This window comes from Bacillus cereus group sp. MYBK101-2 (assembly GCF_051918845.1).
In the GTDB taxonomy this organism is placed as follows: domain Bacteria; phylum Bacillota; class Bacilli; order Bacillales; family Bacillaceae_G; genus Bacillus_A; species Bacillus_A paranthracis.
Map to the genome: position 1 here is coordinate 22647 of NZ_JBQAIE010000024.1, position 20588 is coordinate 43234.

A 20588-nucleotide genomic window follows, 5' to 3' on the forward strand; every position below is an offset into this window, starting at 1 on the left:
ATTGTAGTCGATAAAAACGAGAAGGAAGAATGGGGGAGTTAGCGTAGATGTTTCTACCTATTACTATATTTGATAGGTTTATTTGGCTGGGGAATGTTGCTGCCTCTTCAGAAAAGATTAACAGGAATCTGGCGTTTTCGAGGGCTGAAGAAAGTAATGTTAATTTGTGTAAAAAGAAATGTATAGGTTCAATTCATAATATGCATCAAAAAATCACAATAGCTTCTGTGGAATATGGTCATAATTTTGTGTTGGGTCGTGCAGAACCACATTCAACAATTATCATAACAAGTGGTAATATGTATGTTGGAAGCGGACGGGTTAATAAGTATGGGAAATTTAAAGTATGTACGAATGATTATCTAGAAAGAGATTTGGTAATAGAGATTCAGTTGATAATGGGTGGTTTTTATCAAGAGAGTATAATGGTAAAGATAGAACGTTAAGATAGGATTATTTCTTTTTTTCCACTATATAAAAAGGAAGCAACCAAAGTTGCTTCCTACATCTATTAAGCCGAAGCCTTCTTCATTCTCTCAAGTAAACTAGATAACACATGCGTACGATATGATTCTAGTTTTTTACCTTCATAAGTACGAATACCTAATTTTTTAAGTTCTTTTACATACCAACCTTTGCTTCCGAAATACATGTGATCGCTCCCCTTCAACTTTGTTTTTATTTGTTCTGATTGTACTTGGAGGTACAGGTAATATAATGAAGGAAATGAATTTCGCGCGAAAATGGTTAACTTTGTTGCAAAAGACATATATACTAAAGGTAGTATATAACGAGGTGGGCAAGACGTGATTATAGAGAAGCACGAAATTCAAATTGACCAAATTACGAGTGGTAAAGTGAATATCTTTACTTTCTACAGAAATAGAAAGCAAATTGATGATCATTTTTTACGATTGCAAGAACCATCGCTTACAGCAAACTACTTCTTCCATTTTCATTTTGATGCAGAGAGCTTGCATCTACTGCAGAAAGAGTTTCCAAGCGTATATCCGTACAATGGTAGTGAAACGATTCACGACTGGACGGAAAAGATGAAAGCAGAATTGCAACATCAGATCCAAACAGGAAAATGGAATAAGCGCGTACGTATCGGTAATCGCATTCTAGATGTGGTGTTTACGTGGTGTGACGAAGATATAGTAGAGTGAAAAAGAAGCGGATGACGCTTCTTTTTTTAGCGCTGGAATAAAACGAGCTTACCTGCAGAAGATGTGCAGCGATGTGTTTTCTCATACAATCCTTTTTCTCTTAAAATAGATTCACCTTTTGCTTTCGCTTCTTTTTCAGTTGCCGCCTCGAATGATTCGTCTAATGCTTTAGAACCATCTTTTTCAAAGACTGTTAGAACGTATACTCCCATGAAAATTCCCTCCAATAATAAAAATCAGAATCTTATAACTATTTTGGCATAAATCACTAGAATATGCAAAGAAATATATGACATTGCGTGTTACAATAAGGTGAAACTTTTGAAACATAGAAAGGATCGTTATTTGTGAAACAAGTGAAGTTTATACATGCGGCTGATTTGCATTTGGATAGTCCGTTTAAAGGGATGGGGATGAATGTACCGCAGTCTGTTTGGGAGAGAATGAAACAAAGTACGTTTGAATCGTTCGAACGTATTGTTGATAAAGCGATTCAAGAGCGCGTTGATTTCGTATTGCTAGCCGGGGATTTGTATGATGCGGAGACGAGAAGTTTGAGGGCGCAAGTGTTTGTGCGCGAACAAATGAAGAGACTGTCGCAGTACGATATCCCTATTTTTATTATTCACGGTAACCACGATCATTTAGGGGGAAGCTGGGCAGCAATTGAGTTTCCGGAAAATGTTCACGTGTTTACGGAGCCTTACGTAGAAGAGAAATCATTTTATAAAAATGGTGAGTTGTTAGCTTCTATTTACGGCTTTAGTTATTTGCAGCAAGCGGTAACGGATAATATGACAGCGCAGTATACGAAAATGAGTGATGCGCCTTTTCATATTGGCATGCTTCACGGAAGTGTGGAAGGAGATGCAGAGCATAATCGCTATGCACCGTTTCAAATTCGTGAGCTGAAAGAAAAGCAGTTTGATTATTGGGCTCTTGGCCATATACATAAACGTGAAATTTTATCAGAAGAGCCATACATCATTTATCCAGGTAATATACAAGGACGTCATCGTAAGGAAACGGGCGAGAAGGGTGCGTACTTGATTGAGCTTACGAAACAAGGAACGCATACTTCATTTTTCCATACGGCGGATGTTGTGTGGGATGAGATAGAAGTGAGCATCGATGGACTTGAAACTGTCGATGAACTTATGACGAGCGTATCAAGTGCGATGAATGAGTGCCGAAGAGAAGAGGAAGGAACGCTACTAACTGTCGTATTTACAGGACAAGGCCCACTTTCTCCGTATTTACGTGACGAAAAGCGTGTGGAAGAGATTTTTCATATTTTAGCAGCTGGCGAAGAGCGAAAAGATTTCGTGTATGCGATGAAGTGGAAAAATGAGACGGTCTCTTTTGCAGAAATCGAGCGTTTGAAAGAAGAAAATCATTTCGTCGGTAGTGTGCTAAAGGAGTTAGAAGCTTTCACAAATATGGACGGAGTATTGCGCACCATTTGGACATCTCCTGTAGCGCGTAATAGTATTGAATCTTTTACAGAGGAAGAGAAGAGAGAGATTCAAAAGGAAGCAGAAAATATTATTTTAGAACAATTATTCCAGCAAGAGAGGGATAAGAAATGAGAATGGAAAAACTCCATATTTATGGGTACGGAAAATTAGAAAATGTGGAAATGGATCTGTCAATGCTGACGGTGTTGTACGGTGAAAATGAAGCGGGAAAATCGACAATTCGCTCGTTTATGAAAAGTATTTTGTTCGGCTTTCCGACGAGAGGACAGCGCCGTTATGAACCGAAAGAAGGCGGCAAGTATGGCGGGGCGATCACTGTACAAACAGAGAAGTACGGCCGTTTGAAAATTGAACGATTGCCAAAGACGGCCGCTGGGGAGGTAACTGTTTATTTTGAAGACGGGAAAACGGGCGGCGAAGAAATTTTACACGATATATTAACCGGGATGAATGAAAGTTTATTTGAATCGGTCTTTTCTTTTGATATGCATGGCCTTCAAAATATTCATCAGCTCGGCGAAGCGGATATCGGAAATTATTTATTTTCAGCAAGCGCAGTCGGAAGTGATGCGTTATTACAGCTAGATAAAAAGCTAGAAAAAGAAATGGATCAGCGCTTTAAGCCGAGCGGGCGTAAACCGGAAATTAATGTGTCACTGCAAGAGATGAAGAAACTTGAAGAGAAGATGAAAGAGTGGCAAGGGAAAATTGGCACGTATGAAAAACAGGTCGAGCAGTTAAAAGAAAGTGAAGAGAAATTGGCGTTTGTTCGCGCAGAAAAAGAGAGTGCAGAAAAACGAAAGCAAGATTATGAAATATTAGCAGCGCTAGAGCCACTCGTTATTGAAAAACGTGCGCACGAGAAAGTGTTAGAAAACGAAAACGTGCAATTTCCTGTAAACGGAATGGCGCGTTATGAAGCGATTAAGGCGAAGATGGAGCCGCTCCAATTGCAAGTTGATTCGCTGCATAAAAAAATAGAGAATGTGCAGTCAGAAATAGAATCGATTCAAATAGATGAAGAGTTTTTACAAAAAGAAAGTTATGTAGAAGAACTTCGTATGCAGCATATGTCTTACGAAAATGCACACCAAGAAATGCGTAATTTGACAGGAACGATTACGAATATAAAAGAAGAACTGGCAGAACTAGAGCAACAAATTGGTGCTACTTTTGAAAAAGAAACAGTTCTGTCGTTTGATATGAGTTTGGCAACGAAAGAGTTAATTACGCAAACAGTGCAAAAGGCGCGCGAATTAGAAACGCAAAAAGCACAGCTTGATGATCGTTTTAAAGTAGCACAGGAGCAATTAGAAGAACAAGAGGAAAACATAAGACAGATTAAGCAGCAAATGTTAGCGGATGAAGAACGAAATGCGTTAGTTGAGAAAGAAAAATCGTTTCAAGATGCGGCGTTTATCGGTATGGGTGCTGAGAGAATGAAGCGTAAGTATGAGGAAAAAGCAGGAGCAGCGATGCAAAAGAAAAAGCAGTGGCAAAGAGTTTGTCTTCTGTTACTTCTTATTAACACAGGCGTTTTATTCACAAGTTTATTTATAGACAATCGCCTACTCTTATTTATTAGTGTCATTATTTTTGTAGGGATTGTTCTTGCCCTCGTTTTATATAAAGATCCATCAAGCGGATTACAAGAAGAGCTTCTTACTCTTCAGCAAAGTGCCGGCGGAAGACAAAGTGAAGAAGCGATGTCTGTACGCTACGAGTTAGAAAAAGATGCAGAGATACGGAAGCTATTTGAGCGTGAGTCATATAAATTACAACAAATGGAGCGAGCGTATGATAAAGTTGTTTCATCGTATGAGGAATGGGAAAGAGAAACGTTCCGCACGAGCGAACAAGTAAATGTGTATAAAAAGCGCTATACGTTCCCTGAGTTTTATACGTATGCGCACATATTACCGGCGTTTGAGCGTATGGAAAAGATGCAGCAATTATATCGTGATTTAGAGAAGAAAAGTGAGCGCAAATCTTCATTATTTGAAATGATTTCGCATTTTGAACATAAACTAGAAACTGTTATCGGTAGTGCAGAGTATAATAAGCTGCACGAGGCGCAAAGTCGTATGCAAAATGAGAAAGAGAAGCGCCAAACTTGTAAGCAGCTAAAAGAGAAACTAGCTGAATGGCAAGAAGAATATGCGTTCATGCAAAAACAATTAAAGCAATTAGTAGTAGAACGAGATAGTTTATGGCATATCGCAGAAGCTACAAATGAAGAGATGTTTTTAGAGGCAGGTAAACTAGCGGAAAAACGTGAAGATGCTGAGAAACAAGTGGGGCGCTTATTACCACAAATTGATCTGTTAGAACAACGTTTAACGAGTTTATCATTAGCGGAACATTATGAGGCTGACGGTTATGATGAAAAATTAAAGCAAGAAATGACAACCGCGCAAAACTGTCTTACAAAGGAAAAAGAACTGACAGAGCGCATTGCGAAACATCGTATGGAAATTGCGAATTTAGAAGAAGGAAGTACGTACGGTGATTTACTGCATGAATGGGAAATGAAAAAAGCACAAGTGCGTGAGCAAGTGAAGAAGTGGGCTGCGTATGCGGCTGCAAAGACAGTGTTAACGAAAACGAAGCAATATTATCATGAAGTACATCTTCCTCGTATTTTACAAAAATCAGAAGAGTACTTTGTGTATTTAACAGGCGGACGATATAGTAAAATCTTTTCACCGTCAGAGGCAGAGCCGTTCATCGTTGAGCGTAACGACGGTATGCGTTTTTACAGTCATGAACTGAGCCAAGCGACAGCGGAGCAGTTATATTTATCGCTGAGATTTGCATTAGCGAAAACATTTGAGCATAATTATCCGTTCATTATTGATGATAGCTTCGTGCATTTTGATGCGGTAAGGACGAATCGTACAATTGAACTCATAAAGGAAATTGCGCAAGATAGACAAGTCATCTTCTTTACATGCCATGCGCATTTATTAACGTATTTTACAGAAAAACAGATTATAAAATTAACGCATAAGCGTAAAGAAAATGAGTTGTAGTGTGCTATACTAAAAGTAACTGATTTGGTGGAGGAATTCGAATGAAAAAGAAAATCGCAGAATATGAAGTTGGTGAACAAGTCGATATTTTCTTGTTAATTAAAACAGCGACAAAAGGTATCGCAAGCAATGGAAAGCCATTTTTAACAGTAATCTTACAAGATCCAAGTGGAGATATTGAAGCGAAGTTATGGGACGTATCACCAGAAGTTGAGAAACAATATGTAGCGGAAACAATCGTTAAAGTAGCTGGTGATATTTTAAACTACAAAGGCCGTATTCAATTACGTGTGAAACAAATTCGTGTTGCGAATGAAAATGAAGTAACGGACATCTCAGACTTTGTAGAAAAAGCACCAGTGAAAAAAGAAGATATGGTTGAGAAAATTACGCAATACATATTTGAAATGAGAAACCCGAACATTCAACGTCTAACAAGACATTTATTAAATAAGCATCAAAACGAATTTTTAGACTATCCAGCAGCGACAAAGAACCATCATGAATTCGTATCTGGATTAGCGTATCACGTCGTATCGATGCTTGATTTAGCAAAAGCTATCTCAAATCTATACCCATCATTAGATAAAGACTTACTGTATGCAGGCGTTATTTTACACGACCTTGGTAAAGTAATCGAACTATCTGGCCCAATTTCTACAACGTATACGTTAGAAGGAAATTTACTAGGTCACATTTCGATTATGGTGAACGAAATTGGGAAAGCAGCAGATGAGCTGCAAATCGATGCAGAAGAAGTATTAATTCTTCAACACATCGTGCTTTCTCACCACGGAAAAGCAGAATGGGGTAGCCCAAAACCACCATTAGTAAAAGAAGCAGAAATTCTGCACTACATCGATAACTTAGATGCAAAAATGAACATGATGGACCGCGCATTAGGACGCACAAAACCAGGCGAATACACAGAGCGTGTCTTTGCACTTGATAATCGTTCGTTCTATAAACCGACGTTCCATAATTAATAGTGTGAATAAAGTGGCCTCATTAAGTGTTAATACGCTTAGTGGGGCTGTTTTTTATTGAAAATGAAATGAAATAGTTAAAAGGAAATAATTGAAGAAGAATCATTGAAAAGGGTAGGTTCTAAACATGTGAAAAAATGGGTTAGAACAGAAATTTTTACAAGAAGAGGTGTCAAAGGATTTATATAGTTTAAAGGATGGATTACCAAACGAATCGTATTGTTTCAATGAACAGAATGGAGTATGGGAAGTATATTATAGTGAGCGAGGGACAAAGAGTAATATTAAGATATTTAATTGTAAGACAGAAGCATGTGAATACTTCTATACTAGTTTAATTCATATGTTAAAAGGCATGGGTGTAATTTAAACCTGAAATAAAAGGGCATTTCCGTTTGGGGATGCTCTTTTATTTTGTTAGCTTAATTGCACATAGGTTTTATGTGCAATTAAGCAGATTTTATTTCACATAAACATTGTTATACTAATCTAAAATTTCTGCATTTACATTTTTTTCTTTTTATCTCATGATTTTAATTGGGGAAAGGGAGGAAAGAAATGGTTCAAATCAAAGTGACACCTGAAATGCTAGAAGAAGTTGCTAATCGTGCAAGTAATACCCGAATCGCATTAGAATCTATACATAATAATTTATGTAATGAAATTGATCATTTGTGTTTTCAATGGATTGGTGCCTCTAATCAACAATTCGTTCAAATGTTCAATGATGCGCGACCAAAAGCTTTTACATCTATCAGTTCACTTGTACAAGTAGAAGAAGATTTGAAACGAATTGCTGAAAAATTTCGCAATGCGGATGATCAAGATGTTACAATGGAAGAAGGTGCAATGTGCGGTAAAACATCTTCTGAAGAGAAAGGCTTTGATGGTGGGAAATTAGCTAGGGATATAGCTGGAGAAATAAGTGGTGAGTATGATGTTCGTCGTGTTTGGGATGGTATTGATCCATCTACTGGCGAAAAACTTTCGGGGTGGGAACGTGCTGGGGCAGGTGTCATGGCTGTAGCCGGCCTTACACCCTTTGGAAAGATAGCTAAAGTAGGTAAAGGAGTTAAAATGACTGCTAAGGCTACTGAGGCTGTAAATACAGCTAAAAAAGTACCTGTTGGAGGAGCCGATGTAGTTAAGGGTACGGGTAATAGTCGAATAGATTATTTACGTAATAAATATGGAAAATTTACTTCGAAAGAATTGAATTATAGGATTAACTTACGCGGCGAAACACTTAAGGAATTGCAAAAGTTAAAGGATACGGGGATAAGTAAGAAAAAAATTGGTCCAGCCTTTGCTGGAGTGCATGATAAAACAACTGGTAAAATTTATTATGCGATAAATGACTACGATGGAATATTGCCCGATTTCCATCCTTTAATAAAGTCAAGATATGATTCTATGCCACAAGAAGTTATTGATTCATATACATTTACAAAAGGTGCAGGTTCACACGCTGAAGTAATTGCCTTGAATAAAGCATTAAAGGCTAATCCAAGTGCTGGTTTGGATAATTTTGTTATCAATGTAATTCGTACGGGTCAAAATAGAACAAAACCAGCTGGAATGATGTTTCTAAGGTGTCCTCATTGTGCTTATCTTACAGATGAATTTGAAATAATCACGGAGGTTTCAAAAAATGTTAAATGATATATTAACGAAGGAATATATAATACAGAACGGCCTAGAGTTTGAGGAGTACTTAGAATACGGAGGGCCTTATGATTTAGGAATAGTAGAGTATACTGATGATGGAAAAGAAAAATTATTTACTGGATTAGCTTACGATATTTATGAAAATGGGAATATAGAAAGTTATTTCTACGTAGAAAATGGTGTTAAACAAGGAAAATATGTGGAATTTTATCCGAGTGGTAATATAAAAAGGATAGGAAATATGAATAAAAACTCGGCAGAAGGCTACCAGGTTGAATTCTTTGAAAACAGGGCTAAAAAGTATGAGTCTGAATGTATTGCCGGACGTGAGATGACTTTTAAAAAGTATGATGAACAAGGGAATATTATAGAACAAAAAACAGAACCAAGTGAATCAGATTTATTATATGCTAAAAAATTCAGTAGGGAGCCAAAAGTCTAATAAAGTAAATACTATACAAAATCAGTTGAAATGTTGAGTTGTAATTCATCAAATGAAGTATGGTTAGAAGACATACAGGAGGTATGCACTAAATTTGGTTTGAAAGTGGAGAGGGAAATATGAAGAGGAGTTTAAATAAGGCGATATGTTTATGTTGCGCTGAGTGGGATCAACAAGAATATATAAAAAAACAAAAGCTTGAATCAACCAAAGAGAATTTACTATTTATTAAAAAAATTTTACGCTGTGATTGCAATGGATAATTCTAAATTAAAACCTTTAATAGAGGAATTTAAAAATGAGCAGCGTGCATTCTTACCAAAAGTACAACTTAGAAATACCTTTCAATTAGAAGAAATACGATTTGTTGCAGGAGTAGATTTAGCATATTGGGAATTAAATGGTAAAACGTATGGTACATGTTGTATTGTAGTCATTGATTTTAGTACACATGAAGTTGTTGAAAAAGTGTACAGTTATGGAGAAATAACAATTCCGTATATTTCAGGTTTTCTTGCTTTTCGTGAGTTGCCTTTAATTAAAGCTGCAGCAAAAAAACTAACTAAGCAACCAGATATCTATATGTTTGATGGGAATGGTTATTTGCATTATCGACACATGGGTATTGCAACACATGCTTCTTTCTATTTAAATACACCAACAATTGGTGTAGCGAAAAGTTATTTAAAGATTAAAGGTGTAGATTTTACTATGCCTGAAAATCAAGAGGGATCGTATACGGATATTATCATTAATAATGAAATATATGGTCGAGCTTTAAGAACAACCAAAAGTGTAAAACCCATTTTTATTTCATGTGGTAACTGGATTGATTTAGAGACAAGTACTGAAATTGTCATGAGACTTATTAATAAAGAAAGTCGGTTACCCATACCTGTTAGATTAGCAGATTTAGAGACACATATAATGAGAAAAAAACTATGGGAAAATTATAAGTTATAGAGCTTAAACCTTGATAAGTTGAATACTTATCAAGGTTTTTATGTAACTGCTTTAAATAGAGTATTACGTGCAAGGATAGAATAGAAAAAGAAGTACGAGCTTAGGCGAAATGACATTTTACTGTGGGATGAATATAAACGCATGGAATTTATATTAAATTAACGAACTCGTACAAACTCGTAAGTTTTAACGTAGTAGTTGTCATGACATGTAAAAGGTGTCATTTTGTTACTACAAAACTTACAAATTTATGCTACTTAAAAATGGATGAACTTAAAGTACTTGATTGTCAATTAAAGGAAAAAGTGCTTTTTGCATTTTAGCGTAGAAATTTAAAAGAGCACTATAATTTTATAAGTGCATTAAGTGTTAAATTTTTATTGTTGTTTTATAGATTGTAATGGCTATGTACAGTGTACGACGATAGTAGAGAGAAAAATAAAGGGTTGTGTTATTTTTTGAAGTCATCGTAAAGTACGTTTTAACGGATGGACGTTATGCATACGTTATCCGCAAAAAACGGGTAAATGTTACAGGGACTTTAATTGCTGTAACGGGAAGGGACTCAATATTGAAAGGATGGAAAAATATGAATCAAAAAGAGCCTATTGAATTTATTGAAAAAGCTGGGGTCTGTATTGTTTCAAAAAATATAATAAATGAAACAGGAAAATTGAAATGGATATTGAGAGAGCAATCAATAGATGCGGTAGATAATGGTTGGAGATTTTTTTCAGAAATTGATGATGATGATTACATTAATAATCCTGATAATTTAGTAGTATGTGATTTTAATACTGTAGCAAATATTGAACCGGCTATTCTCGGAATATACGAACTACCAATAGGTAGTGATTTACAATTAGTTTCTGAAAATGGAAAAATAAGATTTGTTGATAATTTAACTGGTAAAGAAGTTTGATGAGGATACGAAAATCTAAAGACAACAAGGTAAAATGGTTCGATGAGATGTAAATTTAACAAGTGTGAGTTCATTAAATATCTTTGAAAAGAATGAGTGAAGTGAAATGAAATGGGAAGATACCCAACGATTACAATAATAAAAGAATTAGATAATAGCGAATATACGATTTATAGTTTTGGTCCTACTATTGAGATTTGCGAGCAATACCCAGAAATGTATGAAAGATGGCGTTTTAAAATTTTAAAAGATAAAATAAGCTTTGAAGAAGGCTATGTTTTACTTGATGATTTACCTAAGGAAGATTTTCAATTATTTTACAAGTGCGCCTTTAAGATATATAAGCAAATTGATGAACATGGTGGAATGGAGAATATTAAGAATATTGATTTACCAAATCAAATTTCATTTATTATTTAAAAGATATAATGGGGTAACCTAACCATGAAATAAAAGGGTTGTTCTATCTGGAGACGCCCTTTTATTTTACTAACATCCATTTTGCATATACTATTAATACATTTAGAGAACTTCCATATTGGATTTGTAAAAGAAGACTATACATTCCTAATAATTTCAAAATAGAAATTAGGGGATCATTTTTCTCAAATAAATCCAAACATAAAATTCAGCATAAATAAGGAGGTCTTTATATGGCAATATGTTTATTAATGAATAAAGAATTTGAAGATGAAGAGATAGTTGTATATCAATATTATCCATCTGAATCACCAGAAAAAGTTGGGAAAATGTATTTTCATAAAAAAGAGGAAATGTTTTATGATTTAGAACCTGTTCCAGAAGAATCAATCGGAACAAGAAAGCATTATTTTAATTGTGCGATTTCTAGGATAGTAATATGCCTGAGAAATGGTGGAGAATTTTTGGACGAAATGACATATGGAGTATAGAACAACAAACAAAGATATAAAAAAAACGGCTCAAATAAAGAATCGTTTTTTTCATACTGTTACTAGGTTAATAGACTTCATTTACAGTAACATTTTTACCCTGTCAAGAAGAGTATTATTAAAACGTAGATTATTAATCTATAAATCTTGCTGATTAATAATAGGAGGAAAAAATATGAAATACATGGCATATGTAGAAAAAATCGATGAGCTAATCGAAGAGGCAGTTACAATAAATATTAACGGTGTAGTGTTTACGGGATTCTCCACTATTTGTCCATATAAAATTGAAGAAGGAAAAAGTTATCCTGTTATTCTCGACATTACAGTTTTTGATGATATTGAAATAAATGAAGGAATAGATGGAGTGAAAAATTTAAAGAAAATGGATAATTCCTTCAAGTATCGTATCAGTGGAATATTAAATCGTTGGTTTATTGATGCAGGGATTATTATTATAGACGAAGATGAAATATTCCTGGAACATAGTGAATACTTTAACAAGTATGTTGAAATTGAAGTTGATAGAATCAATATTGAATTTGTAAAAGAAAGCTAGTCATTTTCCACAACTTCAAACTAAAAATCAGGAAATCATTTTCCTCGGACAACTCCAAACATGAAATTCAATATAAATAAAGGGGGCCTTATTTATGGCAATATGTTTATTAATGACTAAAGAATTTGAGAATGAAGAGATAGTTGTTTATCAATACTATCCTGCTGAATCACCCACTAAAATAGGTAAGATGCACTATAATAAAAAGGAACGAATGTTTTATGACATAGAGCAAGCTCCAGTGGATTCATTAAATATGAGAGAACATTATTTTAATTGTGCGTGTATTAGGATTGTGCGATGTCTTAGAAAGAACGAGGAATTTCCAGATAGCATGGCATATGAAGCATAATGAAACGAACATAAAAAAAGCCACCCACCAGGAAGGATCTTATCTTACTTAACCTCATACCACCAACATCTACGATCAAGGTATCTTTTCATTCCATTAAGTTGCCCATCAGGTGTTTCATAGGGTGAGAAAGCTCCTGATTTCATGATGTTTTGTTTTGCTGATGGCATTGCAACTTTAATCTAGATTGACGGTTCTTCTCTCCACTAATGTTTTTTTAATTTACTAAACCATTCTCTAGTCCAAAATGTTATGCAATAAAAAAATATCTCGAATTTGAGATAAATCACTTGCTTTTTTATCACTTGAGATGTAAAGTGATAGTAACGAAAGCGATTGAGTCATATGAAAAACATACACTCAGTTGCTTTCGACTTACAAAACAAAGTAACTTATGCAGTAAAAACTAAGATGAATTTACAAAAATATAATTAAGAATAAATTGAAACATTAAAAACCATATTAGTTGTGGAAAATGTCATTTTTTTAGTTATCACTTGACTAGTAAAACGAAACGGAGGAATAAACAATGTATGAAATTAAAGGGCATCATCACATTTCGATGGTTACGAAAAATGCAAATGAAAATAATCACTTTTATAAAAATGTACTTGGTTTACGTCGCGTGAAAATGACAGTAAACCAAGATGATCCATCAATGTATCACTTATTTTATGGAGATAAAACAGGAAGTCCAGGTACAGAATTATCATTTTTTGAAATTCCTTTAGTAGGAAAAACGTACCGTGGTACAAATGCAATTACGCGAATTGGATTACTCGTTCCTTCAGAGGAAAGCTTACATTACTGGAAAGAACGATTTGAGAAGTTTGGTGTAAAACATAGTGAAATAACAACATATGCAAATCGTCCTGCTTTACAATTTGAGGATGCTGAAGGTCTTCGCTTAGTATTACTCGTTTCAAACGGAGAAAAAGTAGAGCACTGGGAAACTTGGGAGAAATCAGAAGTTCCTGCAGAGCATCAAATTCAAGGAATGGGTTCTGTGGAAATGACAGTTCGTAGACTTGATAAAATGGCGAGCACACTTACAGAGATGTTTGGTTATACAGAGGTTAGCCGCAGCGAAGAGGAAGCAATTTTCCAGTCCATTAAAGGAGAGGCTTTTGGAGAAATCGTTGTGAAATATTTAGATGGTCCTACTGAAAAGCCAGGACGCGGTAGCATCCACCATTTAGCAATTCGTGTGAAAAACGATACAGAGCTTGCTTATTGGGAAGAACAGGTGATACAAAGAGGCTTCCAGTCTTCAGGAATCATCGACCGTTTCTATTTTAAAAGCTTATATTTCCGCGAATCAAACGGAATCCTATTTGAAATTGCGACAGATGGACCAGGATTTACAGTTGATGGAGATGTGGAACATTTAGGAGAAAAACTTGATTTACCACCGTTCTTAGAAGATCAGCGAGCAGAAATTGAAGCAAAATTAGCACCTATTGAAGAGAAGTAATAGAAGAGAAAATATAACTTTAAAAACCATTGGAGGAATATAAAATGAATCAATTAAAAGGAATTCACCACGTTACAGCAATTACAAGTAGTGCAGAAAAGAACTATGAGTTTTTCACTCACGTTTTAGGAATGCGTTTAGTTAAAAAAACAGTAAACCAAGATGATATTCAAACGTACCATTTATTCTTTGCAGATGATAAAGGTAGTGCAGGAACAGATATGACATTCTTTGACTTCCCAGGTATTCCAAAAGGAGTACACGGTACAAATGAAATTTCAAAAACTTCATTCCGAGTGCCGACTGATGCGGCGTTAGAGTATTGGGTGAAACGTTTTGATCGTCTTGCAGTAGAACATACAGGCATTAAAGAGCAATTCGGTAAGAAAACTCTTTCGTTCGTTGACTTTGACGATCAACACTATCAATTAATCTCAGATGAATTAGATAATGGAATAGAATCAGGTACACCGTGGCAAAACGGTCCAGTTCCATTAGAATACGCAATTACTGGTTTAGGCCCTGTATTTATCCGCATTGCAAACTTTAGTTTCTTCAAAGAAGTGTTAGAAAAAGTTCTATTATTTAAAGAGGTTGCGCAAGAAGGAGAATTCTATTTATTTGAAGTGAACAAAGGCGGAAACGGTGCATCTGTTATTGTAGAACATAATACGGTTCTTCCTGAAGCACAACAAGGATTTGGTACAGTGCACCATGCTGCATTCCGCGTAGAAGATCGCGCTGTATTAGAAGAATGGATTGAGAGAATCAGTAGCGTTGGACTTCCGTCATCTGGATATGTAGATCGTCACTTCTTCGAGTCATTATACGCAAGAGTAGCACCGCAAATTTTATTTGAATTTGCAACAGACGGCCCAGGATTTATGGGAGATGAGCCATACGAAACACTTGGCGAAAAATTATCGTTACCTCCGTTCCTAGAGCCAAAACGTGAAGAAATCGAAAAATTAGTTCGTCCAATTGATACAGTGAGAAGTACGAAGGAATTTATTAAAGAGTAACAATAATAAGTAGGAGAGCAAGTAGTTTTAGCTGATAGCTGGAATTGCTTGCTTTTTTATTTGGTCTATAAAATTTTCTGAAAAATGTTTCTCAAGTTTTAAAAATAGAAATATTTGGTATAATTTGTTTAAATTATAAATTTTCTGATAATTGTTTTTCAATACATAGAAAAGAGGTGATACTATACAATTTTGATAATTGTATAAATATCCTAATTTTGTAAGCTTAAGAAAAGGGGATGCGAGTGTATGGGAGCAGATGTAGTAACAAGGGAGCAAATGAAACATTCTTTAGATGATTGGTATCGTGTAATGTTGCAGCAAGATTTTCTGCAATCAAAATCTTTGAAAGAAGAGATTGAATCGAAAATTAATGATTTCAAAGAGGAAAAGAATATATCCTTGTTCTATTCTTTATTAGAATTTCGTTATCAAGTATTAGTAGATAGTCTAAGTGTTACAAATAGTAGCTTTGATAGAATTGATTCTTTATATATTGTTGATGATAATGTTTTAACATATTATTATCATTTCTTTAAAGCGATTAAAGAAACATTAGTGACGAATTATAAAGCTGCAAGTGAGGAATTTGAGAAAGCAGAATTAATGCTAGGGAATATTACAAATCCAGTAGAGCATGCGGAGTTTTATTATCGACTTGGCTATTATTACTATCAATCATATCAACCAATTTTAGGAATTGATAATGTGAATAAGGCAAGAGAAGAGTTTGAGAGGCATAGTGGGTATGAACTAAGTGTAGCACTTTGTAAAAATATATACGGGCTATGTAGTGTAGACTTAAAGCAATTTTCGCTAGCAGAAGAAAGTTTCGATTCTGCATTAAATATTTTCCAACATCAACAAGTAGAACGATACATTTTAATGGTGAAAAGTAATTTAGGATGGTTATATGGAAGTCAAAATCTTTCAGAATTATCAATTCGTCATATTTCTGAAGTTGTTGAAAAATCACCTAAGCATTATAAAGGAGTATTTACTTTAGCTGAAGAGAATTACAAACTAAACAGAGTAGAATTAGCGAATGAGTTTATCGAATTAGGATTAAAAGTTTGTAATGAATTGAAAAATCAAGAGTTTCAATATCGCTTTATGATTTTAAAAGAATTGAATAAAAAATCCAATACAGCAGAATTAGAAAGAGTGGTCTTAGAAGGAATTTCATATTTTGAAAAGGAATCATTATGGGACTGTGTAGAAGAATATACTGAAAAGTTAGCAATACGATTTTATGAGGAATCAAATGATTCTAAAGCTAGTGAATATTTTTATATGAGTAATAAAGCGAGTAAAAAATACTTAGAAAAAGGAGCTTTGAAATAATGAAAAAATTAGGTGTGATAGTAACAGGATTAATAACAACGACTGTTTTAGCATTTGGTTTAAGTAGTTTAGGTGATCAGAGCCAGGCTTTAAATCGTGGTGACGGAGGAGCGCCAGCAAGACCAGACTACGTTAACATTGGTGAAACAGGCGGAGCACCAGCAGATAATAGAGGCGATGGTGGCGGTATTAGTAAACAAGACTCACATGCTGACCATTTTTAGATTAAATAATAAAGTGAAGGGACCTCACAACGAGGTCCCTTTTCTTTTTACGACCAAAAAGAATTGACTTACTTTAAATATGTAACTATAATGGTTACAAAATAACCATCAGTAATAGAAGTAAGTAATATTTTTTTAATATAATTGTAACCGTTATAGTTACAATTAAAAATAATTATAAAACAACCAAAAAATGTAAAAACTTTAAATAGCAACAAGAGAAAGGAGACGGGAATGTTGAAACGGTTTAAGTTTTATATGATTAGCGGTATTGTGCTCGTTTTGCTTATCGTATGTAACTTCGTTGATAAGCCAATTGCGAAGGTTGGAGAAGTAAAAGATACTGTTATGATGAAGCTGAATACGAAAGAGAGTATGGCGCAAATTGACGGGCAGACGATTTATTTTAAGAAAATTGGTGAGGGGAAACCTCCTTTACTTATGCTACACGGGTTTGGTGGTTCATCTGATGGATTTAGTGATATTTATCCGGAACTTGCGCGAGATCACACGATTATTGCAGTAGATATTTTAGGATTTGGACGTTCTTCTAAGCCGATTGATTTCGAGTATTCGTTTCCTGCGCAAGTGAATTTATATTATAAGTTAATGAAGAAGCTTGGATACGATCAGTTTGCGGTGCTCGGTCATTCAATGGGCGGAGAGATGTCACTGAATTTAGCGTATTTATATCCGGACGCAGTGACGCATCTCATTTTAGCAGATTCTACAGGAATTGAGTCTTTCCAGCAAAAAGAAAGTTATGAAGTGCCGCCATTATCAACGGACTTACAAACTGTAACAGAGATTACGGATTATAATAAAAGTGAAGTGAAAAATAGTCGCGATGATAAAGAGCATTATGATCAGCTGACGAAAATGAGAGAGCGCCGCATTGCGATGGAAGCCGATAAAATTAAGGTGCCGACTTTAATTATATGGGGACGACACGATAAGAGCGTTTCTTGGAAAAATGGTGAACTGTATCATCAGCTATTTGCGAATAGCACGTTTCATATTATTGAAAAAGGATACCACGCACCGTTTCGTCAGGAACCAATCGAGTTTATGGAATATGTACAAGCGTTCTTCGCGAAGAATCCACAATGATAAAATTTTAAGCATAAATGTACTTCTTTCCTCATACAGTGAAACTAATAAGGCTTGTCTAAGGAAAGGAATGAAGTAGAGTGGAAACTTTACCATGGTGGGTGTATCTTGTAATCGTTGGAATCGTATTAAGTGGCTACATGGTTTTATATACTTCAAAAAAAGAGCAAGAGATGGATAATGAGTTTATTGAAAAAGAAGGCGAAGTGTATATGAAGCGTTTAGCAGAGGAACGAGAGAAACGTAATCAGGATAGTGATAAAGATTCGGTTTTGCTTTAATAGAAATTTTGAAAGACTACCATCTAGTAGAACTTTACATCTAGGTGGTAGTCTTTTTCTTTTTGGGAAGCATGTATACGAGATTCATCATGAACTTTTATTGAGGGCATTTATATACATGTTTCCTCATAAGAATGGAACTAGCGGGGTAATTTACTGGGGGGATTAACAATGCATAGGGATGAAACTTCATTACATCCGGATACAGGTGTTACATCTGTAATGTTTGTTGAGCATTCATTAAATGAAATTCGTTTTTGGTCTAGAATCATGAAGGAACATTCTCTTTTTCTTCGCTTAGGGTTTAGATGCGAGGATACGCAATTAATCGAAGAGGCGAATCAATTTTATCGATTGTTTGAACATATTGAACAAATAGCGCATTCCTACACAAATGAAACAGATCCTGAGCAAATCAAAAGATTTAATGCAGAAGTACAACAAGCTGCAACTAATATTTGGGGGTTTAAACGAAAGATTTTAGGGTTGATTCTCACATGTAAATTGCCGGGACAAAATAACTTTCCACTGTTAGTTGACCATACGAGTAGGGAAGCTGATTATTTTAGAAAACGTTTAATGGAATTAAATGAAGGAAAATTAGATGCTCTTCCTGATGCTATTATTAAAGAAAATGTTTTCTTTCTAAGGATTATGGCAGACCATGCTAAATTTATTGGCCATCTTCTTGATCCATCGGAAAGAAAGCTTGTAGATACAGCACGGAATTTTAGCAATGATTTTGATGCATTAATGTATCAAGCAATTGACTTAGAATCAATGAAACCACAATCCCAAACAGTCCCTCTTTTAGATCAATTTTTAGATCAAAATCGTGTATCGGTTGCATCTCTTCGGGATTTTAAGAAGACAGCACGTGATTTAATTGAGCAATGTAAAATAAAGAGTATCATTCACCCACTATTGGCAGACCATGTTTTCCGTGAAGCTGATAGATTTCTTGAAATCATTGATATGTATGATGTTCATCTTACAAATATTCAATCACAACATAGATATTAGAAGGTAAGGAAAGATACTATTTTGCTTTCAGTTGAGAAGTTAACAATGAATTGTTAGCTTCTTTTTTCGCGTAGAAATGTCTCTTTAAAAACTACATAATTCCCTTTGACCAAATATGTAATTCTCTGTAAAATGATATATATGGAAAGATTGTGAATATACAGGAAATCTATTCGTAGTAGATTCTAATAAATTATTCGGGGAAAATTTATTAATTAAGTATATTAATTTTTTCACAATCAATTTTACAACTAAAGGGGTAGTAGTAATCATGAAGGCAAAGAAATTAGTGAGTTTAGCATTACCAGTTATGTTATTGAGCGGTTGTATTACAATTGAAACGGATGGTAAGAAAGCTGATGAACCAAAGAAAGAAGAAACACAAAAGGTAGAGAAAGAGAATAAGGCTTCTGAAAAAGAGAGTAAGTCAACTGATAGCAAGAAAGAGGATAGCTCATCTGTAGCGAAAGGTGAAGGTACAAACAGTAGTTCATCAAGTAGTCAACAAAGTTCCTCTTCTAATTCTTCAACTGGTAAGGTAACTGGTTCGGATGTTGAAAGGTACAAGGCAGATATCATAAACAGTGCTACTCAAATTGAAGATACAATGAAATTAATTGAAGGAATAGCAAATTCAGACGTAAAATCATACAAACAAAAGAAAAGTGAAGTACAACTGAGTTTAGGTGGAGCGAAGGCAACAACGAAGAAACTGAAAAATTTACAAGCGCCTCCTGAATTACAGGGAGAACAAGCGAAGATAAAGCAATCGATGGAACTGTATGCGGATTGTTTCCAACTTCTCTTTGATGCATTAGACCAAGAAGACGAGAGTAAAATGCATCAATCATTAAGTAAAGCACAAGAAGGTTCAAAACTGTTTGAAGAAGCAGCGAAGAGTATCGGTAGTAAAACCAACTAAGAATAAATGGCTTAAAGGGCTATGAGGTATGAAAGTGAAGAAACTAATAGCTGCTGCAGTTCCAGTTGCTTTATTATTAAGTGGTTGTGTTACAGTAAAAGATTCGGCAAATAAAGAAGAAAAGACAGAAGAAACAAGTAAATCTAAGGCCTCTGAAACGAAGGGAAAATCAACTAATTCGAAAGAAGAAAGTAAAGATGTTCAAAAGGTTCGCGTTTTTGATGAAGATTATGCACATATTTATTAGACATTGAACAGGATATGTTAAGACGATTTGATTACTATGATGGAAACACATTACAAATTTATCATATGGACGATAACGTTCGTATTCGGTATGCAAAACAATAAATAATCGGCAAGAAACTCTGTAATAAATTTTACAGGTTTTTTTGTTCGTTCTAATTGTATTTCTTCATTATTTTCCTAGATACTAGTATAAGTTGGGAGATGAATAAAATGATTTTCTTTCTGGAAAATGATAAGAAGGGGAATCGGGATAGTGATAAGGATTCGGTTTTATTATAATTATGGGAGCGTGGATAACGTACTGTTATCCACTGTTTTATTTCCTAAAATATATCAACGATTTTTCAAATATATCGATGATGTATAAAAGTATGTGTAAACATTTTTAGGCAAAAAATAAGGCAAAGTACCCCCTAGGTTTATCCAGAACCTAAAATGAAAGGAGACTTTGCCTCAT

23 protein-coding genes and 2 pseudogenes are annotated in these 20588 nt (G+C 34.8%); 22 read left to right on the top strand and 3 right to left on the bottom strand.

Annotated elements, in window-relative coordinates; all coding sequences use genetic code 11:
* The first annotated feature begins 47 nt into the window (after nt 1–47).
* On the top strand, nt 48–446 hold the full coding sequence (locus ACTFSI_RS26725) for a hypothetical protein (RefSeq protein WP_138322377.1): 399 nt from the start codon (nt 48–50) through the stop codon (nt 444–446).
* A 65-nt stretch (nt 447–511) separates the two neighbouring features.
* Here the strand turns inward: ACTFSI_RS26725 and ACTFSI_RS26730 are convergent, their stop codons facing one another.
* A complete protein-coding gene (locus ACTFSI_RS26730; RefSeq protein WP_000273536.1) occupies nt 512–652 on the bottom strand; it encodes a YflJ family protein in 141 nt (46 codons plus the stop codon).
* Nucleotides 653–806: 154 nt separating this feature from the next.
* Between ACTFSI_RS26730 and ACTFSI_RS26735 the strand changes: the two genes are divergently transcribed.
* Nucleotides 807–1169, top strand: a complete 363-nt coding sequence (locus ACTFSI_RS26735; RefSeq protein WP_087957606.1) for a hypothetical protein — start codon at nt 807–809, stop codon at nt 1167–1169.
* A gap of 26 nt (nt 1170–1195) precedes the next feature.
* Here the strand turns inward: ACTFSI_RS26735 and ACTFSI_RS26740 are convergent, their stop codons facing one another.
* Nucleotides 1196–1381 (bottom strand): YhzD family protein, encoded by a 186-nt coding sequence (locus ACTFSI_RS26740; RefSeq protein WP_000539553.1) that lies wholly within the window; start codon nt 1379–1381, stop codon nt 1196–1198.
* A 135-nt stretch (nt 1382–1516) separates the two neighbouring features.
* Here ACTFSI_RS26740 and ACTFSI_RS26745 point away from each other — a divergent pair, with 135 nt between their 5' ends.
* From ACTFSI_RS26745 to ACTFSI_RS26795, 11 genes are all read left to right on the top strand, one after another.
* Entirely contained in the window at nt 1517–2758 is a 1242-nt protein-coding gene (locus ACTFSI_RS26745) for a metallophosphoesterase family protein (protein WP_000815734.1), read from the top strand.
* The gene (locus tag ACTFSI_RS26750; protein ID WP_440045758.1) at nt 2755–5679 is read left to right on the top strand and encodes an AAA family ATPase; all 2925 of its coding nucleotides are present in this window, start codon (nt 2755–2757) and stop codon (nt 5677–5679) included. Before ACTFSI_RS26745 ends, ACTFSI_RS26750 begins: the two co-directional genes overlap by 4 nt.
* Before the next feature lie 41 nt (nt 5680–5720).
* On the top strand, nt 5721–6665 hold the full coding sequence (gene yhaM, locus ACTFSI_RS26755; RefSeq protein WP_000726639.1) for a 3'-5' exoribonuclease YhaM: 945 nt from the start codon (nt 5721–5723) through the stop codon (nt 6663–6665).
* Nucleotides 6666–7223: 558 nt separating this feature from the next.
* Nucleotides 7224–8327, top strand: coding sequence for a WXG100 family type VII secretion target (locus ACTFSI_RS26760; RefSeq protein ID WP_138322375.1), 1104 nt, complete (start codon nt 7224–7226; stop codon nt 8325–8327).
* Entirely contained in the window at nt 8317–8775 is a 459-nt protein-coding gene (locus tag ACTFSI_RS26765; RefSeq protein WP_000930862.1) for a toxin-antitoxin system YwqK family antitoxin, read from the top strand. Before ACTFSI_RS26760 ends, ACTFSI_RS26765 begins: the two co-directional genes overlap by 11 nt.
* A 255-nt stretch (nt 8776–9030) precedes the next feature.
* The gene (locus ACTFSI_RS26770) at nt 9031–9738 is read left to right on the top strand and encodes an endonuclease V (RefSeq protein WP_029437732.1); all 708 of its coding nucleotides are present in this window, start codon (nt 9031–9033) and stop codon (nt 9736–9738) included.
* Nucleotides 9739–10327: 589 nt separating this feature from the next.
* A complete protein-coding gene (locus tag ACTFSI_RS26775; RefSeq protein WP_138322620.1) occupies nt 10328–10660 on the top strand; it encodes a DUF2185 domain-containing protein in 333 nt (110 codons plus the stop codon).
* 111 nt (nt 10661–10771) lie between these two features.
* Entirely contained in the window at nt 10772–11080 is a 309-nt protein-coding gene (locus ACTFSI_RS26780; RefSeq protein WP_000534161.1) for a hypothetical protein, read from the top strand.
* Between the two features lie 233 nt (nt 11081–11313).
* Entirely contained in the window at nt 11314–11571 is a 258-nt protein-coding gene (locus tag ACTFSI_RS26785; RefSeq protein WP_044792637.1) for a hypothetical protein, read from the top strand.
* A gap of 175 nt (nt 11572–11746) precedes the next feature.
* A complete protein-coding gene (locus tag ACTFSI_RS26790; RefSeq protein WP_044792638.1) occupies nt 11747–12130 on the top strand; it encodes a hypothetical protein in 384 nt (127 codons plus the stop codon).
* A gap of 94 nt (nt 12131–12224) precedes the next feature.
* The gene (locus tag ACTFSI_RS26795) at nt 12225–12482 is read left to right on the top strand and encodes a hypothetical protein (protein WP_044792639.1); all 258 of its coding nucleotides are present in this window, start codon (nt 12225–12227) and stop codon (nt 12480–12482) included.
* A gap of 44 nt (nt 12483–12526) precedes the next feature.
* Here ACTFSI_RS26795 and ACTFSI_RS26800 read toward each other — a convergent pair.
* Nucleotides 12527–12643: pseudogene (locus tag ACTFSI_RS26800) on the bottom strand (N-acetylmuramoyl-L-alanine amidase C-terminal domain-containing protein); the annotation flags it as partial.
* Between the two features lie 368 nt (nt 12644–13011).
* On the opposite strand from ACTFSI_RS26800, the gene ACTFSI_RS26805 reads away from it, so the two are divergent.
* From ACTFSI_RS26805 to ACTFSI_RS26845, 9 genes and pseudogenes are all read left to right on the top strand, one after another.
* Nucleotides 13012–13956 (top strand): ring-cleaving dioxygenase, encoded by a 945-nt coding sequence (locus ACTFSI_RS26805; RefSeq protein ID WP_138322373.1) that lies wholly within the window; start codon nt 13012–13014, stop codon nt 13954–13956.
* 44 nt (nt 13957–14000) lie between these two features.
* Nucleotides 14001–14978, top strand: coding sequence for a ring-cleaving dioxygenase (locus ACTFSI_RS26810; protein ID WP_138322372.1), 978 nt, complete (start codon nt 14001–14003; stop codon nt 14976–14978).
* 249 nt (nt 14979–15227) lie between these two features.
* Nucleotides 15228–16322 (top strand): RapH N-terminal domain-containing protein, encoded by a 1095-nt coding sequence (locus tag ACTFSI_RS26815; protein WP_044792642.1) that lies wholly within the window; start codon nt 15228–15230, stop codon nt 16320–16322.
* Nucleotides 16322–16546, top strand: a complete 225-nt coding sequence (locus ACTFSI_RS26820) for a Phr family secreted Rap phosphatase inhibitor (RefSeq protein ID WP_044792643.1) — start codon at nt 16322–16324, stop codon at nt 16544–16546. The genes ACTFSI_RS26815 and ACTFSI_RS26820 overlap by 1 nt, the downstream gene beginning before the upstream one ends.
* A gap of 237 nt (nt 16547–16783) precedes the next feature.
* Entirely contained in the window at nt 16784–17656 is an 873-nt protein-coding gene (locus ACTFSI_RS26825; RefSeq protein ID WP_138322619.1) for an alpha/beta fold hydrolase, read from the top strand.
* Between the two features lie 80 nt (nt 17657–17736).
* Complete coding sequence (locus ACTFSI_RS26830) at nt 17737–17937, top strand: sporulation YhaL family protein (protein ID WP_000449227.1); 201 nt, start codon at nt 17737–17739, stop codon at nt 17935–17937.
* Between the two features lie 171 nt (nt 17938–18108).
* Nucleotides 18109–18960: a DUF2935 domain-containing protein gene (locus tag ACTFSI_RS26835; RefSeq protein ID WP_197225468.1), complete on the top strand. Its 852-nt coding sequence runs from the start codon at nt 18109–18111 to the stop codon at nt 18958–18960.
* A 271-nt stretch (nt 18961–19231) separates the two neighbouring features.
* A complete protein-coding gene (locus ACTFSI_RS26840; RefSeq protein WP_000644827.1) occupies nt 19232–19882 on the top strand; it encodes a DUF7018 domain-containing (lipo)protein in 651 nt (216 codons plus the stop codon).
* 28 nt (nt 19883–19910) lie between these two features.
* A pseudogene (locus ACTFSI_RS26845) lies at nt 19911–20176 on the top strand (DUF3994 domain-containing protein); the annotation flags it as partial.
* Between the last annotated feature and the right edge of the window lie 412 nt (nt 20177–20588).

What these genes read in the sequence shown, in the direction of transcription:
- ACTFSI_RS26790 (WP_044792638.1), top strand. Translation starts at nt 11,747, where the DNA reads ATGAAATACATGGCATATGTAGAAAAAATCGATGAGCTAATCGAAGAG.
- ACTFSI_RS26820 (WP_044792643.1), top strand. Translation starts at nt 16,322, where the DNA reads ATGAAAAAATTAGGTGTGATAGTAACAGGATTAATAACAACGACTGTT.
- ACTFSI_RS26740 (WP_000539553.1), bottom strand. Translation starts at nt 1,381, where the DNA reads ATGGGAGTATACGTTCTAACAGTCTTTGAAAAAGATGGTTCTAAAGCA.
- ACTFSI_RS26810 (WP_138322372.1), top strand. Translation starts at nt 14,001, where the DNA reads ATGAATCAATTAAAAGGAATTCACCACGTTACAGCAATTACAAGTAGT.
- ACTFSI_RS26760 (WP_138322375.1), top strand. Translation starts at nt 7,224, where the DNA reads ATGGTTCAAATCAAAGTGACACCTGAAATGCTAGAAGAAGTTGCTAAT.
- ACTFSI_RS26785 (WP_044792637.1), top strand. Translation starts at nt 11,314, where the DNA reads ATGGCAATATGTTTATTAATGAATAAAGAATTTGAAGATGAAGAGATA.
- ACTFSI_RS26780 (WP_000534161.1), top strand. Translation starts at nt 10,772, where the DNA reads ATGGGAAGATACCCAACGATTACAATAATAAAAGAATTAGATAATAGC.
- ACTFSI_RS26795 (WP_044792639.1), top strand. Translation starts at nt 12,225, where the DNA reads ATGGCAATATGTTTATTAATGACTAAAGAATTTGAGAATGAAGAGATA.
- ACTFSI_RS26840 (WP_000644827.1), top strand. Translation starts at nt 19,232, where the DNA reads ATGAAGGCAAAGAAATTAGTGAGTTTAGCATTACCAGTTATGTTATTG.
- ACTFSI_RS26750 (WP_440045758.1), top strand. Translation starts at nt 2,755, where the DNA reads ATGAGAATGGAAAAACTCCATATTTATGGGTACGGAAAATTAGAAAAT.
- ACTFSI_RS26835 (WP_197225468.1), top strand. Translation starts at nt 18,109, where the DNA reads ATGCATAGGGATGAAACTTCATTACATCCGGATACAGGTGTTACATCT.
- ACTFSI_RS26770 (WP_029437732.1), top strand. Translation starts at nt 9,031, where the DNA reads ATGGATAATTCTAAATTAAAACCTTTAATAGAGGAATTTAAAAATGAG.
- ACTFSI_RS26815 (WP_044792642.1), top strand. Translation starts at nt 15,228, where the DNA reads ATGGGAGCAGATGTAGTAACAAGGGAGCAAATGAAACATTCTTTAGAT.
- ACTFSI_RS26805 (WP_138322373.1), top strand. Translation starts at nt 13,012, where the DNA reads ATGTATGAAATTAAAGGGCATCATCACATTTCGATGGTTACGAAAAAT.
- yhaM (WP_000726639.1), top strand. Translation starts at nt 5,721, where the DNA reads ATGAAAAAGAAAATCGCAGAATATGAAGTTGGTGAACAAGTCGATATT.
- ACTFSI_RS26765 (WP_000930862.1), top strand. Translation starts at nt 8,317, where the DNA reads ATGTTAAATGATATATTAACGAAGGAATATATAATACAGAACGGCCTA.
- ACTFSI_RS26730 (WP_000273536.1), bottom strand. Translation starts at nt 652, where the DNA reads ATGTATTTCGGAAGCAAAGGTTGGTATGTAAAAGAACTTAAAAAATTA.
- ACTFSI_RS26725 (WP_138322377.1), top strand. Translation starts at nt 48, where the DNA reads ATGTTTCTACCTATTACTATATTTGATAGGTTTATTTGGCTGGGGAAT.
- ACTFSI_RS26775 (WP_138322620.1), top strand. Translation starts at nt 10,328, where the DNA reads ATGAATCAAAAAGAGCCTATTGAATTTATTGAAAAAGCTGGGGTCTGT.